The organism is Streptomyces tirandamycinicus (assembly GCF_003097515.1).
In the GTDB taxonomy this organism is placed as follows: Bacteria; Actinomycetota; Actinomycetes; order Streptomycetales; family Streptomycetaceae; genus Streptomyces; species Streptomyces tirandamycinicus.
Genome location: NZ_CP029188.1, coordinates 3,329,137 through 3,343,865 on the forward strand (window position 1 = coordinate 3,329,137; position 14,729 = coordinate 3,343,865).

11 protein-coding genes are annotated in these 14,729 nt (G+C 72.5%); 6 read left to right on the forward strand and 5 right to left on the reverse strand.

What is annotated here, in order from left to right:
• Nucleotides 1-10 precede the first annotated feature (10 nt).
• From DDW44_RS14750 to DDW44_RS14760, 3 genes are read right to left on the reverse strand one after another with little or no spacing between them, the layout of a single operon-like run.
• The gene (locus DDW44_RS14750; RefSeq protein WP_017946276.1) at nt 11-931 is read right to left on the reverse strand and encodes an ABC transporter ATP-binding protein; all 921 of its coding nucleotides are present in this window, start codon (nt 929-931) and stop codon (nt 11-13) included.
• Nucleotides 932-933: 2 nt separating this feature from the next.
• Nucleotides 934-1,845 (reverse strand): ABC transporter permease subunit, encoded by a 912-nt coding sequence (locus tag DDW44_RS14755; RefSeq protein ID WP_108906729.1) that lies wholly within the window; start codon nt 1,843-1,845, stop codon nt 934-936.
• On the reverse strand, nt 1,842-2,807 hold the full coding sequence (locus tag DDW44_RS14760) for an ABC transporter ATP-binding protein (protein ID WP_017946278.1): 966 nt from the start codon (nt 2,805-2,807) through the stop codon (nt 1,842-1,844). The genes DDW44_RS14755 and DDW44_RS14760 overlap by 4 nt, the downstream gene beginning before the upstream one ends.
• Before the next feature lie 259 nt (nt 2,808-3,066).
• Between DDW44_RS14760 and DDW44_RS14765 the strand changes: the two genes are divergently transcribed.
• From DDW44_RS14765 to DDW44_RS14790, 6 genes are all read left to right on the forward strand, one after another.
• A complete protein-coding gene (locus DDW44_RS14765; protein WP_108906730.1) occupies nt 3,067-3,915 on the forward strand; it encodes a M24 family metallopeptidase in 849 nt (282 codons plus the stop codon).
• 38 nt (nt 3,916-3,953) lie between these two features.
• Nucleotides 3,954-5,780 carry an SDR family oxidoreductase gene (locus DDW44_RS14770; protein ID WP_108906731.1) on the forward strand — a complete coding sequence of 609 codons (1,827 nt, stop codon included), beginning with the start codon at nt 3,954-3,956 and terminating at the stop codon, nt 5,778-5,780.
• A 159-nt stretch (nt 5,781-5,939) separates the two neighbouring features.
• On the forward strand, nt 5,940-6,881 hold the full coding sequence (locus DDW44_RS14775; RefSeq protein WP_108906732.1) for a MerR family transcriptional regulator: 942 nt from the start codon (nt 5,940-5,942) through the stop codon (nt 6,879-6,881).
• 138 nt (nt 6,882-7,019) lie between these two features.
• Nucleotides 7,020-7,562 carry an RNA 2'-phosphotransferase gene (locus DDW44_RS14780; RefSeq protein ID WP_108906733.1) on the forward strand — a complete coding sequence of 181 codons (543 nt, stop codon included), beginning with the start codon at nt 7,020-7,022 and terminating at the stop codon, nt 7,560-7,562.
• A gap of 127 nt (nt 7,563-7,689) precedes the next feature.
• Entirely contained in the window at nt 7,690-8,634 is a 945-nt protein-coding gene (locus DDW44_RS14785) for an LLM class flavin-dependent oxidoreductase (RefSeq protein WP_108906734.1), read from the forward strand.
• 103 nt (nt 8,635-8,737) lie between these two features.
• Nucleotides 8,738-9,604 (forward strand): HAD family hydrolase, encoded by an 867-nt coding sequence (locus DDW44_RS14790; protein WP_108906735.1) that lies wholly within the window; start codon nt 8,738-8,740, stop codon nt 9,602-9,604.
• Between the two features lie 191 nt (nt 9,605-9,795).
• On the opposite strand, the gene DDW44_RS14795 is transcribed toward DDW44_RS14790, so the two are convergent.
• Both DDW44_RS14795 and cydD read right to left on the reverse strand, forming a co-directional pair.
• Nucleotides 9,796-10,848 (reverse strand): M23 family metallopeptidase, encoded by a 1,053-nt coding sequence (locus DDW44_RS14795; RefSeq protein ID WP_017946285.1) that lies wholly within the window; start codon nt 10,846-10,848, stop codon nt 9,796-9,798.
• Nucleotides 10,849-11,084: 236 nt separating this feature from the next.
• A complete protein-coding gene (gene cydD / locus DDW44_RS14800) occupies nt 11,085-14,702 on the reverse strand; it encodes a thiol reductant ABC exporter subunit CydD (RefSeq protein WP_108906736.1) in 3,618 nt (1,205 codons plus the stop codon).
• Nucleotides 14,703-14,729: the final 27 nt, after the last annotated feature.

Sequence of the window (14,729 nt, forward strand, 5' to 3'; positions counted from 1 at the left end):
TTGGCTCCTTTCAGGCCGCTACGAGGTAGGAGAAGACCGATTCGAGGGACTCGTCGGAGGGCGAGACCGTGAGCAGCCGGATGGAGTGGTCACGTGCCACTCTCGGCAGGAGCTCGGTGAAGCGGCCGAAGTCGACCGCCTGGATGCGCAACGCGCCTTCCCCTCCTTCCTCGAGGTCCACTTCGATACCCGCGGTCGACGGGTCCGCGATCAGCGCGGCGGCGAGCGCGCGGTCGTCGCTGGAGCGCACCAGATAGCGGTGCGGCCGGTCCGTCATCAGCCGGCGGATCCTGCGGAAGTCGCCGCTCGCGGCGTGCCGTCCCGCGACGATCACCTCGATGTGGGAGGCGAGTTGCTCGACCTCCTCCAGGATGTGGGAGGAGAACAGGACCGTGCGTCCCTCGCCTCCCATGCGCCTGAGCAGGTCCATGAGCTGCATGCGCTGGCGCGGGTCCATCCCGTTGAACGGCTCGTCGAGCAGCAGCACGTTCGGTTCGTGCACCAGGGCGGACGCCATCTTGACCCGCTGGCGCATGCCCTTGCTGTAGGTGGCGATCTTGCGGTCCTGCGCGGGTTCCATCTCCACCGTCGCCAGGGCCCGCTGGGCCTCCTTGGCGCCGAGGCCGTGCAGTTCGGCGTTGGCGAGGACGAACTCCCGTCCCGTGAGGAAGTCGTACATCGCCTCCCGCTCGGGTACGACGCCGATCCGCCGGTAGACCGACTCGTTGCGCCAGATCGTCTCCCCGTCGAGGGTGACGGTGCCCGTCGAGGGGGCGAGGAAGCCGCCCATCATGTTGATGAGCGTGGACTTCCCCGCTCCGTTGGGCCCGAGGAGTCCGGTGACACCCGGCCCGATGGCCATCGTCACGTCGTTGACGGCCACCACGTTGCCGAACCAGCGCGAGGCGTGGTCGATGCGGACAGTGGTCATGGTCAGAGCCCGACCTTTCGGTAGCGGCGCATCAGGACGCCGTACGAACCGGCGATGAGCGCGAGGACCGCCAGCAGATAGACCACCCCGGTGCCGGTGCCGGGCCCCTGCCCGCCGGGGAAGGAGGAGGACGCGCCGAGGAAGGCGGTCTGCACGCCGTCGATCAGGGTGACGGGCGAGAAGAGGCCGAGCCACGGAACGGCGCCCGGTGACCCGGTCTCGTAGGCGATGGCCTGGACGGTGGACACCGCGCCGTAGGTGATGGTCAGGGTGGCGATGACCGCCGCGACACCGAATCCGCGGCGCGGGGTGAGCGCGGCCATGACGAGACCGAGACCGCCGAAGAGGAGGGAGAGGAGCGCCACGGAGACCAGTCCCTGTGCGAAGCCCTTCGTCTGGTCGGCGAGGTCCATCTTCGCCAGCAGCGAACCGAGGTAGAGGACCAGGAGCGGGGCGGCGGTCAGCACGAACAGCGCCGAGGCCATCGCACCGAACTTGGCGAGGACGTAGTCGACGCGCTCGACGGGCCGGGAGAAGTACAGCGGCACGGTCCTGAAGCGCAGGTCCCGTGACACGGACTGGGGTGCCTGGGCCGCGAGGAAGAGGCCGATGACCGCCTGGGTGACGATCGCGTAGCGCGTGTAGTCGAGCGGCAGTTCCTTCATCTTGGTGGTCACGGCCACGGCGACGATGACCGCCGCGGGCACGCACATCACCGCGAAGAGGATCATCGGCAGCACCTTCGACCGGGCGGAGCGGCCGAGTCCGTAGGCCCCGCGCAGCGACTGTGCGAACAGCGAGCGGCGGGCGTAGGCGCGGCCGAGCCTCGCGCCGTCGTAGCTGCGGTAGCCGATGTTGTGGATACGGGTGGTCTCGGTGGGCCCGGTCCCCGTGCGGGTCGTCCCGTTGCTCATCGCGCCGGCACCTCCATGGGCTGTGAGGCCGCCTCGGGGCGGAAGACCTCCGCGATGTGGTGGCGGCGCTGTTCCATCCGTACGAGGCCGAGGCCCAGGGCGGCGACGGTGTCCCGGACGGTGTCGTACGTCTCCTCGCCGGTGGCCTCCAGCAGCAGGATGTGGCCGGCGCCCGGCAGCCCGTCCTCGACCCCCGCGCGCAGGGTGACTCCGGCGGCCGTCAGTGCCTTGCGCAGTGCCGCCGTGCCGTCCGGGTGGGTGTCGGTGTCGGTGACCTCGACCGCGAGGGTCGTGGTGATCCTGGTGAAGTCGCTGGTGGAGCTGGAGCGCAGCAGCCTGCCGCCGTCGACGACCACGACGTGGTCGCAGGTGCGCTCGAGTTCGCCGAGGAGATGCGAGGTGACCAGGACCGAGATCCCGAAGTCGGTGTGGACGCGGCGGATCAGGCCGAGCATCTCGTCGCGGCCGACCGGGTCGAGACCGTTGGTCGGCTCGTCCAGCAGCACCAGCCGCGGGTCGTGGACCAGGGCCTGGGCGAGCTTCACGCGCTGCTTCATACCGGTCGAGTAGCCGCCGATGGGGCGGTACCGCTCCTCGTAGAGGCCGACGTGGCGCAGCGTGTCCGCGGTGCGTTCGCGTGCCGCGGTCGGCGGCAGCCCGGACATGCGCGCCATGTGGACGACGAACTCGGTGGCCGAGACGTCCGGCGGCAGGCAGTCGTGCTCGGGCATGTACCCGACGTGCTCGCGGATGGCGGCGCCGGAGGTGGCGACGTCGAGGCCGAGCACCTCGGCGCGGCCCTCCGTGGCGGGGGACAGACCCAGCAGGATCTTGATCAGTGTGGACTTGCCGGCCCCGTTGGCGCCCACGAGTCCGGTCACGCCGGGCCCGATGTCCAGGGAGAGCCGGTCAAGCGCGGTCACCCGGGGGAACCGCTTGCTCAGGCTTTCGGTCACGATCACAGTCACGCCTCGACGGTAGTGGCGCGCACCACACCGGGCGTCAGCCCTGGCGGCTGGTTCCGGGTCAGACTCGAGGCGTACGGACCCGTAGGGGGCGACGCCGCAGGAGGAGGCGCGCGGTGCGCGGTGGCCGTCCACAGGCGGATGCGGGGCTCTTGACGCAGCCGCCGGGCATTGTCACATTCATCAGTGTCACGTTACGCGCACGTACCGTGCACGCACGGGGACGTGTCGCGTCGGATCCGGACGGGACGGTGTCATGACCTCGGCACTGATGAGCGCACGAACCGCGGAGCTGCGGGGGTTCCGGGAGGTGCAGCGCCTGGCCTACGCATGCGCGGAGGCGGTCGCGGCCCAGCTGAGACCGGGGGTGACCGAGCGGGAGGCGGCGCGGATGCAGCGACGCTGGCTGTACCGGCGGGGGGTGCGGGACTGGTTCCATCTGCCCTTCGCCTGGTTCGGCGACCGCACGGCGTTCGCGGGCTTCCGGACGCCGCTGCAGTTCTTCCCGACCGACCGGAGGCTGGAGCCGGGCATGCCCTTCATCCTCGACATGGCTCCGGTCCACCACGGCTTCACCGCCGACGTCGGCTACTCGGGCTGCCTCGGGCCCCATCCCCTGCACGACCGGCTGCTCTCGGACCTCCGGGCCCACCGGGAGCTGGTCCTGCGGGAGGTGCGCGAGCGCCGCTCCCTGCGGGAGATCTACCAGGACGTGGACCGGCTCCTGGTGCGCCAGGGGTACGCCAACCGGCACCGGGCGTACCCGTTCGGCGTCATCGCGCACAAGGTCGGCCGGGTGCGGCAGCGGCGCTGGTCCCCGACGCTGTTCGGATTCGGCACCCGGTCGCTGAGGGGCCTGGCGAGCGACGCGCTGCACGGCCACCGCGAGGGCTGGTCGCCCCTGTGGTCGCCGTACCGCCTCTCGGACCATCCGCCACAACCGGGACTGTGGGCCGTCGAGCCCCATCTCGGCTTCCGCGGGACGGGCGCCAAGTTCGAGGAGATCCTGGTGGTCACGGACTCGAAGGACCCGGAGCAGAGCGCGTTCTGGCTGGACGACGAGTTGCCGCATGTGCGGCGCTGGGCCGAGGAGGGTGCGGTATGAGCACGGGAACGGGCGGCGGGGGCACGGGGGCAGGCGGCATGGGCAAGAGGACCGGCGGCGGGGGCACGGGGGCAGGCGGCATGGGCACGGGGATGGAGGGAGCGCGCGAGCGCCGGGTGCGCACCGGCGGGGTCGAGCTGTGCGTGGCGGAGCTCGGTGACGAGCGGCAGCCCACCGTCGTGCTGGTGCACGGCTATCCGGACAGCAAGGAGGTGTGGTCCGAGGTCGCCTCCCGGCTGGCGGCCCGGTTCCACGTGGTGCTGTACGACGTCCGGGGCCACGGCCGCTCCACGGCTCCGGTGCCGCTGCGCGGGGGCTTCACCCTGGAGAAGCTGACGGACGACTTCCTGGCGGTGGCGGACGCGGTAAGCCCGGACCGGCCGGTGCACCTGGTCGGCCACGACTGGGGTTCGGTGCAGTCCTGGGAGTTCGTCACGGTACGGCGGACCGAGGGGCGGATCGCCTCGTTCACCTCCATGTCCGGGCCGTCGCTCGACCACCTGGGCCACTGGATCAGGAAGCGGGCGGCCCGGCCCACCCCGCGGCGGGTGGCCCAGCTCCTCGGCCAGGGCGCCAGGTCCTGGTACGTGTACATGCTGCACACCCCGGCCCTGCCCGAACTGGCCTGGCGCGGGCCGCTGGGCAGGCGCTGGCCCAGGCTGTTGGAGCGGGTGGAGAAGATGCCGGGTGGTGACTACCCGACCGCGTCGCTGCCGTCGGACGCCGCGCACGGGGCCTGGCTCTACCGGGACAACGTCCGCTTCCGTCTGGCCCACCCCCGGTCCGACGCCTACGCGCACGTACCCGTCCAGCTGATCACTCCCACCGGAGACCCCTTCCTGTCCGAGCGGCTCTACGACGATCTCGCCGCGTGGGCCCCCCACCTGGTGCGCCGCACACTTCCCGCCAGGCACTGGCTGCCCCGTACCCGACCGGACCAACTGGCCGCCTGGATAGGTTCGTTCCTGACCGCCCACGAGCAGGTGAGCCCCTCCGGCGGCCACCGGCCCGCGTCCCCGTCCGGGGCTCCGGGGCCGTACGCCGAGCGGTTCGGCGGGCAGTTGGTGCTGGTGACGGGAGCGGCCTCCGGCATCGGACGGGCGACGGCCTTCGCCTTCGCCGAGGCCGGCGCACGGGTGGTCGCGGTGGACCGGGACGGCGAAGGCGCCGCCAGGACGGCCGAGATGGCCCGGCTGATCGGAGCTCCCGGGGCATGGGCGGAGACGGTCGACGTCGCCGACGAGGCGGCGATGGAGAAGCTCGCCGAGAAGGTCGCGGGCGAGTACGGCGTCGTGGACGTGCTCGTGAACAACGCGGGGATCGGCCTCTCCGGCCCGTTCCTGGACACCACCACCGACGACTGGCGCAGGGTGCTCGACGTCAACCTGTGGGGCGTCGTCCACGGCTGCCGGCTCTTCGGCAGACAGATGGCCGAGCGCGGCCAGGGCGGCCATATCGTCAACACGGCCTCGGCGGCCGCGTACCAGCCGTCCAGGACCCTGCCCGCGTACGCGACCTCGAAGGCCGCGGTCCTGATGCTGAGCGAGTGCCTGCGCGCGGAGCTGGCCGGGCGGGGTATCGGCGTCTCGGCGGTCTGCCCCGGCATCGTGAACACGAACATCACCGCCACGGCCCGCTTCGCCGGAGTGTCCGAGGAGGAGGAGAAGCGCCGCCGCCTGAGGGCCTCCAAGCTGTACGCGATGCGCAACTACCCTCCGGAGAAGGTCGCCCAGGCGATCCTCCGCGCCGTCCTGGACGACCGGGCGGTGGTGCCGGTCACCCCGGAGGCCCGGGGTGCCCGGTTGCTGTCCCGGTTCATGCCCGGGGCGCTGCGGGCGATAGCCCGGTTGGAACCTCGGCTGTGAGCGGTCATGATGCGATCGCACCGCGTCGGCCCCGGGCCGGGCGGTGGCTCCCGGCCGGGACTCCCAGCGGGACGGACCCGGCCGGTGCTTCCGGCCGGTACTCCCGCGAGGAGACGGAGCCGGCCGGTGCGGTCCGTCGTGGAGCATTGAGGAGTGGTCGTGTCCGGGACGCATACGGTGGAGTACCGGATCGAGGACCTCGCCCATCGCAGCGGGGCGACGGTCCGCACGATCCGCGCCTACCAGGACCGCGGACTGCTGCCCAGACCGGAGCGGCGCGGCAGGTCGAACGTGTACGGGGACTCCCATCTCGCCCGGCTGCGCCAGATCGCGGACCTCCTCGACCGCGGGTACACCCTTGCGTCGATCAAGGAACTCCTGGAGGCCTGGGACGCGGGGCGCGGTCTGGGCGGGGTGCTGGGGCTCGTCGCGGAGGTCCACGGGCCCTGGACGGACGAGAAGTCCGGCCGGATCAGCCGGGCCGAACTGGAGGCGGCCTTCGGGGGGAAGCCCGACGAGGGGGCGATCGCCGAGGCCGTCGAGCTCGGGGTGCTGGAGCGAGTACCCGGCAGGGACGACGAGTTCCTGGTGCCGAGCCCCCAGGAACTGTCCGTGGCGGCCGAGTTGTACGCCGCCGGGGTGCCGTTGGCGGCCATCACCCGGCAGTTGAGGGAACTTCGCGGGCAAGTGGAGCATATCGCCTCGCGTTTCCTGGAGTTCACCACCCATCATGTCTTCGCCCGCTACCTCGGCCATCGGCCTCCGACGGACGTGGAGGCGGCGGAGGCGGCGTCGATGGTGCGGCGGCTGCGCCCGCTGGCCCAGCAGACGGTCGAAGCGGAACTGGCGCGTGCCATGCGGCTGTTCGCCACGCGGCACCTGCGATACCACCTCGGCGCGGAGGTCCCGCCCACCGATGAGGACGACGAGTGTCAGGTGGCTCTTCCCCGCGCCACGATTCGCGCCGTGGAGAGCCTCGTTGGGCCCGAGCGCGCCGCGGCGTTCATCGCCGCGGCCGCCGAACGGGAAGTGCGCAAAAGGATGTTGGACGCGATGGCCGCAAGCCGACGCGATAGCGGCATTGTTGATCAACAAGTATGAATGTCGCGGCAGTTGTCCACAGACTCGTCAATTATCCTGTGGATAAACCGAGTTGGCTGTGGATCAAACATCCCGAGAGCTGTCACCTGGACGAAAACCGCGTGGCGATGCGCCGTCCTCCGGAGGCACGCTGAGGACATGGACGCACAGCGCACCGTGAAGGTGTCGAAGTACCTCGCGAAACACCTGCGGCATCAGCCCGAGCGCATCGGGATCTCCCTGGACGCGAACGGCTGGGTCGAGATCGGGGAGCTGCTCCGCGCCACGGCCGCGAACGGGTTCCCCGTCACCCGGGACGAACTGGACCACGTGGTGGCGGCGAACGACAAGCAGCGCTTCATGATCGACGGTGCCCGGATCCGGGCGAACCAGGGCCACACCGTGCAGGTGGACCTGGAACTGCCGGCCGCCGAGCCGCCCGCGTACCTCTACCACGGCACGGTCGCCCGGAACCTGGACGCGATCCGGGCCGAAGGACTGCGCCCGATGGCCCGCCACCATGTGCACCTGTCCGCGGACCGCGGGACGGCGGCCCGGGTCGGCGCCCGCCGGGGCCGGCCCCTGGTCCTCTCCGTCGACGCCGCCGCCATGCACCGCGCCGGCCACGTCTTCCACATCAGCGCCAACGGCGTCTGGCTCACGGACGCCGTCCCACCGGCGTTCCTGCGCATTCCCGGCTGAGCGGCCGGCCGGGAGCCCGGCCGCGCCCCGCGGGGACCGCGCGGGTGTACCCGCGGTATCCGTGATATCCGCCATACCCGCGATACCCGTGATATCCGTGATATCCGTCGTAACGGAAAGCCCGCGTATGGTCGAGGTCATGCGTCTGAGCACGGTGATCCTCCCCATCCATCGGTGGGCCGAAGGACAGAAGATCTGGCGGCGGGCCGAGGACCTCGGCTTTCACGCCGCGTACACGTACGACCACCTCTCCTGGCGGTCTTTCCGCGACGGGCCCTGGTTCGGCGCCGTCCCCACACTCACGGCCGCGGCGACGGTGACGCGGCGTATGCGACTGGGCACGCTCGTCACCTCCCCCAACTTCCGGCATCCGGTCACCCTCGCCAAGGAACTGATCACGCTCGACGACATCGCCGAGGGCCGTGTCACGCTGGGCATCGGCGCCGGAGGCAACGGCTTCGACGCGACGACCCTGCTGAAGGGTGACGAGGAGGCCTGGACGCCCCGGGAGCGCGCCGACCGGTTCGGCGAGTTCGTGCACCTGCTCGACAAGCTGCTGCGGGAGCCTGCGGACGCGACCCACGAGGGCCGCTTCTACTCGGCCCGGGAGGCGCGCAACCTGCCCGGCTGCGCACAGCGGCCCCGGCTCCCGTTCGCCGTCGCCGCCACCGGACCCCGCGGACTGGCGCTCGCCGCCCGGTACGGGCAGGCATGGGTGACGACGGGCGATCCGAAGCTCTTCGAGGCGGGCACCTCCGAGCAGTCGGCCGAGGCGGTGGCCGGCCAGCTCACCAGGCTCGACAAGGCCTGTGCCGAGGCCGGCCGGAACCCCTCCGAGCTGGACAGGATCCTGCTCACCGGTTTCACCCCGGACTTCAACCCGGCTCTGCCCGCGTCCCGGCGGGGTCGCCCGCTGGACTCCCTGGAGGCGTTCGTGGACTTCGCGGGCCGGTACGCGGAGCTCGGCTTCACCGAGATCGTCGTCCACTGGCCCATCGACGACTCCGTCTTCGCCGCCGACCAGGCCGTTTTCGAGCGGATCGCCACCGAGGCGGTGTCCCGGCTGGGCTGATGCCCACCGGCCGAGGGCTTCCCGCTCACGCTGAGCAGACGGCCGGCCACTCAGACGTGCGACCCCCTGCACGGCCGTGCGGGGGGTACGGGAGAATACCCGGGTGACCCCAGCTACCGATCCTCTGCCGCTGCCCCCGACCGTCCGGCTGATCGCCACGGATCTCGACGGCACCCTGCTGCGCGACGACAAGTCCGTCTCGGGGCGCACCGTGGCCGCACTCGCCGCCGCGGAGGATGCGGGGATCGAGGTCTTCTTCGTCACGGGCCGCCCGGCGCGCTGGATGGACGTCGTGAGCGACCATGTGCACGGCCACGGCCTGGCGATCTGCGCCAACGGCGCGGCGGTGGTCGATCTGCATTCCGGCGGGAGACTGCTGGAGGTCCGCCCACTGGAGCGGGACACCGCGCTGGACGTCGTACGGCGGTTGCGCGACGCGGCGCCGGGCACCTCGTTCGCGGTGGAGACCGCCACGGGAATCCACTACGAACCCAACTACCCGCCCTTCCACCTCGACCCCGGCGCCACGGTCGCCGTCGCCGAGAAACTGCTGCACGAGGACGGCCCGGGGTCCGCGGCCCCGGTGCTGAAGCTGCTCGCCCAGCACGGGGAACTGACACCGGACGGCTTCCTCACCCTGGCCCGCACGGTCGCCGGGGAACTGGCCGCGATCACCCGCTCCAGCCCGACCGCGCTGCTGGAGGTGAGCGGTCCCGGGGTGTCCAAGGCCTCGACGCTCGCGCTGTGCTGTGCGGAGCGCGGCATCTCGTCGGACGAGGTCGTGGCCTTCGGCGACATGCCGAACGATGTGGAGATGCTCACCTGGGCGGGCACCTCGTTCGCCATGGGCAACGCCCACCCCGACGTGGTCGCCGCCGCCTCCGGCCGGACCGTGGCGAACAACGACGACGGTGTCGCGGTCGTCATCGAGCGGATTCTGGCCGCACACGCAGCCGGCCCGCGGTCCTGAGTCCACGGTTTTGTGTCCGCGGTTTTGTGTCCGCGGTTTTGTGTCCACGGCTTTGAGTCCACGGCTTCGAGTCCACGGTCCTGAGGCCGGGGGCGCCAGGTCGCGTTCGGCGAGGCCCCAGGCGGCAGGGCGCCGTCATGGGGCCGCGACGCCCCCGAGGACATGCCGTGGGCCGGCCGGCGTCGGTCCGGTCACAGCCAGACCCCGCGGTTCCGCAGCCAGCTCACCGGATCCACCGCCGAGCCGAAGTCCGGGGTGAGCCGCACCTCGAAGTGGAGATGGGGGCCGGTCGAGTTGCCCGTGGTGCCGGCCTGGCCGAGCCACTGGCCGGTGCGCACCCGGTCGCCCTGATCCACCGTGACGGAGGCGAGGTGCGCGTACTGGGAGTACCAGCCGTCGTTGTGCTGGACGACGATCTGCATGCCGAAGCCGCCTCCGCAGGAGACGGACACCACCCGCCCGGCGCCGATCGAGCGCACCGGGCTGCCGATCCCGACGGCGAAGTCCTGCCCGGTGTGACGGTTCGCCCAGCGGGTCCCGGCACTGTCGAAGCCCGCCGACAGCGTGTAGCGCTGCACGGGCGTCACCCAGGCCGAGCCCTCGGGAAACTCCGTCTGCGGCAGCGGGACCGCGCCGGAGCACTGCCCGGAGGCCGCGCTGCGGTCCGCCTGCGCCTGCAGTGACCATCGTGCCGCGTCGAGCTTGGTCTCGATGCCCCGTTTGATCCGCGCCAGCTCCGCCGTACGGGCGTCGAGGCGGTACCAGGCCTCACGGGCCTTCTCCTCCGCCACGGACGTCAGGCGCTCGGCCTCCCGGGCCTCCTCCAGCAGCCGGTTGACCGTCGCCGTGGCCTTGGCGTACATCCGTTGCCCGCGCAGCAGCTCGTCGGGGTCGGCGGCGAACATCAGCTCGAGGGTGGGCGCGAGGTTCCCGCCGCTGCGGTACTGGGCCCTGGCCACCGCGCCGAGTTTGTCGTGCATCCTGCGCATCTCGCGCCGTCTGTCGGCGAGCTGCCACTGCAACTGGTCGACCCGGGCGCGCTCGGCGACGGACGCCTGCAGCCCCCGCTCGTACGTGGCGGTGGCCTTGGACACCTCCTCGAGGAGCTGGGCGACCTGCACGCTCACGCCGGGGCCGTCATTGGCGGACGCGGCGGGTGCGGGCAGCAGCGGGAAGGCGACCAGCAGCGCGCACAGCAGTGGCCTGAACAACCGCCGGTGGCAGTCGCGTTGTCGGTGTCCCATGCCCGGATCGTCACATCAGCCAAGGGGGGTTTGCCACATTTAGTCTGGTTCGTACGGCCATCCGGCCCAGTCCGCACGGTCCCCCGACGGCCTCGCACGACGTGCCGGGGCCACCGCGCCGGCGTTCCTCGGCCGGTGCCGCCGAGCGCTCCTGACGGGACGTCGGACCGCCCGGCCACCCGCCTCGCGCGGAAGCCGAGTGTCCGGGCACCTGGTGCTGCTGAGAGCGGCTGGTCCTATGCGACGTGGAAGGCGGCCTCCCTGGGCCGCTCACCGAGGAGATCACCGGCGCGCTCCCGCTCCAGCATCCGGCGCAGCGGCCCCTCCGCCGCCGCGAGCTCCGCATAGGGCCCGCGCTGCACGGTGCGGCCCCCGTCCAGCACCAGCACCTCGTCGACCGCGTCGAGGCCCCGGAGCCGATGGGTGATCAGAACCGTGGTACGGCCCTCGGTCGCGGCCAGCAGATCCGCGGTCAGCGCGTCCGCCGTGGCGAGATCCAGATGCTCGGCCGGCTCGTCGAGCAGCAGCACGGGGAAGTCGGCGAGCAGGGCACGGGCCAGGGCCAGACGCTGGCGCTGCCCGCCGGAGAGCCGGGCCCCGTGCTCACCGACGAGGGTGTCGAGCCCGTGCGGGAGACCGTCGGCCCACTCCAGCAGCCGGACCGCGGCCAGAACCGCGCGCAGTTCCTCGTCGGAGGCACCGGCCCGGGCCAGCCGCAGGTTCTCCCTGATCGAGCTGTCGAAGAGATGTGCGTCCTGGGCGCAGAGTCCGACGCGGCGGCGGACGGTGTCCCCGTCGAGCGCGGTCGCGTCCGTCCCGCCGATCGTGTACGTACCGGCCCGTGCGTCCAGGAAGCGCAGCAGTGCCTGCGCGAGCGTGGTCTTGCCGGAGCCCGAGGCGCCGACGACGGCGACGCGCCGGCCGGCCGTGAGCGTCAGGTCGAAGCCGGACAGGGCGTCCTCACGCCCGCCGGCGTGGCGGACCGTGAGCCCCCGGACCTCCAGGGGGAAGGCGGAGGCCGGCGCGGGGGCGGGGTGCGGGGGTTCGCTCACGGGTGCCGGGGTGTCGAGCACCTCGAAGACCCGCTGGGCGCTGCGCCTCACCCGCTGCCGGTACCGCACCGCCGACGGCAGTCCCAGGACGGCCTCGAAGGCGGCGAGCGGTGTGAGGACGACGACGGCGAGTGCGACTCCTTCGATCCGGCCGGAGTGGACGGCGGCGACCCCTGTGTACGCCGCGAAGGCGACGGTGAGACCGCAGACCACGGCCGACAGCCCGCCGCCGAGGGCGGTGGCGGACGCGGCGCGCGCGGCGATCCGCGTCAGGGTGCGGTCGGCCTCACTCACGCTCGCCGTGCGGCGGGCGAGTGCCCCGGTGACGGTCAGTTCGGCGGTGCCCCTGAGCAGGTCGACGACCTGGGTGGCGAGCGCGCCGCGGGCCGGGGCGAGCCGCCGCTCGGACCGCCGTGCGACCGCCCCGCTCAGCACGGGTACGGCCACCCCGGCCGTGAGCAGTCCCACCGCCAGCACGGCGCCGGCCGCGGGCAGCAGCCACGCGGTGAACCCGACGGAAGCGACCCCGACGACGAGCGCCGCGCCGGCCGGCAGCAGCCAGCGCAGCCAGTAGTCCTGGAGGGCGTCCACGTCCGCGACGAGCCGGGACAGCAGATCCCCCCGGCGGGTGCGGCGCAGCCCGGCGGGCGCGATCCGCTCCAGCCGGCGGTACACGCCGACTCGCAGCTCGGCCAGCATCCTCAGCACGGCGTCATGCGAGACGAGCCGCTCCGCGTAGCGGAAGACCGCCCGCCCGATCCCGAACGCCCGCGTCGCCGTGACGGCCACCATCAGATGGAGCACGGGCGGCTGCTCCGACGCCCGGGAGATCAGCCATCCCGACACCGCCATGAGTCCCACGGCGGACCCCATGGCCAGACTCCCGAGCAGCAGCGCCGTCACCAGGCGACCGCGGAGCCCCCCGGCCGCCCCGCGCACCCGTGCGAGCACCCTGCCGCCTTCCCGTCCGGACGCCACTCGGCCGGTCCGGTGCACGGGATCGATCGCGGGGGACGCCGGCCCGTGCGAGGGCCCGACGGCTGCGATGGCGCCGGGAGCCTGGACGGCGCCGTCGGGCGAAGGCGAGGGCCGGGGGATCACGGAGGGGGCGAGGAGCCCCGGGGTCTCCTCGCCTGCGGCAACCTGCCGGGCCGAGCCCAGTTCGACCACGCGGTCGGCGACGGACAACAGTGCGGGCCGGTGGACGACGAGCAGCACCGTCCTGCCGCGTGCCAGCCTGCGCACCGCGTCCACGATGCCCGCCTCGGTCTCCCCGTCCAGCGCCGCGGTGGGCTCGTCGAGCAGCAGCAGCGGCCGGTCGGCGAGGAAGGCCCGGGCGAGCGCGATCCGCTGGCGCTGGCCCGCGGACAGCCCGGCTCCGTCCTCGCCGAGGACCGTGTCCACGCCTTGCGGCAGCGCTGTGATGAAGTCCTCGGCGCCGGCCTCCCGGAGCGCCGCCAGGACCTCCGCGTCATCCGCGTCCCGGCGTGCGAGCCGCACGTTCTCCGCGATCGTCCCGGCGAAGAGGTACGGCCGCTGCGGCACCCAGGCGATCTGCCGGTGCCAGGCCGCCCGGTCCACGGAGTCCAGGTCCACAAGCCCCGCACCCGGGGCGCCCACCCGGACCGTGCCCTCGTCCGGTGCCACGAAGCCGAGTACCACATCGAGCAGCGTCGACTTGCCGGCGCCGCTCGGACCGACCAGTGCGACGGTCTCGCCGTGCTCCACCGTCAGCGACGCGGCGTCCAGCGAGGGTACGGCCCGTCCCTCGTGCCGGACCGTCACGGAGTCGAGTTCCAGCCGCACCCCCCGGGCGGCGGGCACCGGCGCCGTGCCGGCGGCCCGGACCGGGGTCTCCAGCACCCGGAAGATCTCCTCCGCCGCCGCCAGTCCCTCCGCAGCGGCGTGGTACTGCGCCCCGACCTGCCGCAGCGGCAGATAGGCCTCGGGAGCGAGGATCAGCACGACGAGCCCGGTGTGGAGATCCAGGTCGCCGTGGACGAGCCGCATGCCGATGCCGACCGCCACCAGCGCCACGGAGAGCGTCGACAGCAGCTCCAGGGCGAAGGAGGACAGGAAGGCGATCCTCAGGGTCTTCAGCGTCGCCCGGCGGTACTCCGAGGTGATCTTCCGGATCGCCTCGGCCTGGGCCTTCGCCCGCCCGAACACCTTCAGTGTCGGCAGCCCCGCGACCACATCCAGGAAATGCCCGGACAGCCGCGACAGCAGGGTCCACTGACGGTTCATCCGGGCTTCCGTGGCCCAGCCGATCAGCACCATGAAGATCGGGATCAGCGGCAGGGTGACCACGATGACCGCCGCCGAGACCCAGTCCTCGGTGACGATCCGGGCCAGCACCGCGACCGGGACGACCACCGCCAGCCCCAGCTGCGGCAGATAGCGGGCGAAGTAGTCGTCGAGGGCGTCCACTCCCCGGGTGGCGAGAGCGGCCAGCGAACCGCTCCGCTGCCCGCTCAGCCACCCCGGCCCCAGCCCCGCGGCCTGCTCCAGCAAGCGCTGCCGCAGCTCCGACTTGACCGCCGCACTGGCCCGGTGGGCGGCCAGTTCGGTGAGCCAGGTCACCAGTCCGCGGCCGACCGCGACGGCGGCCAGCAGCACCAGCGGCGTCAACAGCCCGTCGGTGTCCAGCCCGCGCTGGAAGGCGCCGACCACCACGTCGGCGATGAGCATCGCCTGGGCGACGACCAGCGCCGCCCCGGCGAGGCCGAGTGCCACCACGGCCGCCAGGAAGAGGCGGGTGGCCCGGGCGTACCGCAGCAGCCGCGGGTCGACGGGTTTCACGTGAAACATCCCTTGGTCGAGGGACCG

Bases quoted from the DNA above. Each gene is read 5' to 3' on its own strand.
- DDW44_RS14750 (WP_017946276.1), bottom strand. From the start codon at position 931: ATGACCACTGTCCGCATCGACCACGCCTCGCGCTGGTTCGGCAACGTG.
- DDW44_RS14770 (WP_108906731.1), top strand. From the start codon at position 3,954: ATGGGCAAGAGGACCGGCGGCGGGGGCACGGGGGCAGGCGGCATGGGC.
- DDW44_RS14795 (WP_017946285.1), bottom strand. From the start codon at position 10,848: ATGGGACACCGACAACGCGACTGCCACCGGCGGTTGTTCAGGCCACTG.
- DDW44_RS14755 (WP_108906729.1), bottom strand. From the start codon at position 1,845: ATGAGCAACGGGACGACCCGCACGGGGACCGGGCCCACCGAGACCACC.
- DDW44_RS14765 (WP_108906730.1), top strand. From the start codon at position 3,067: ATGACCTCGGCACTGATGAGCGCACGAACCGCGGAGCTGCGGGGGTTC.
- DDW44_RS14780 (WP_108906733.1), top strand. From the start codon at position 7,020: ATGGACGCACAGCGCACCGTGAAGGTGTCGAAGTACCTCGCGAAACAC.
- DDW44_RS14785 (WP_108906734.1), top strand. From the start codon at position 7,690: ATGGTCGAGGTCATGCGTCTGAGCACGGTGATCCTCCCCATCCATCGG.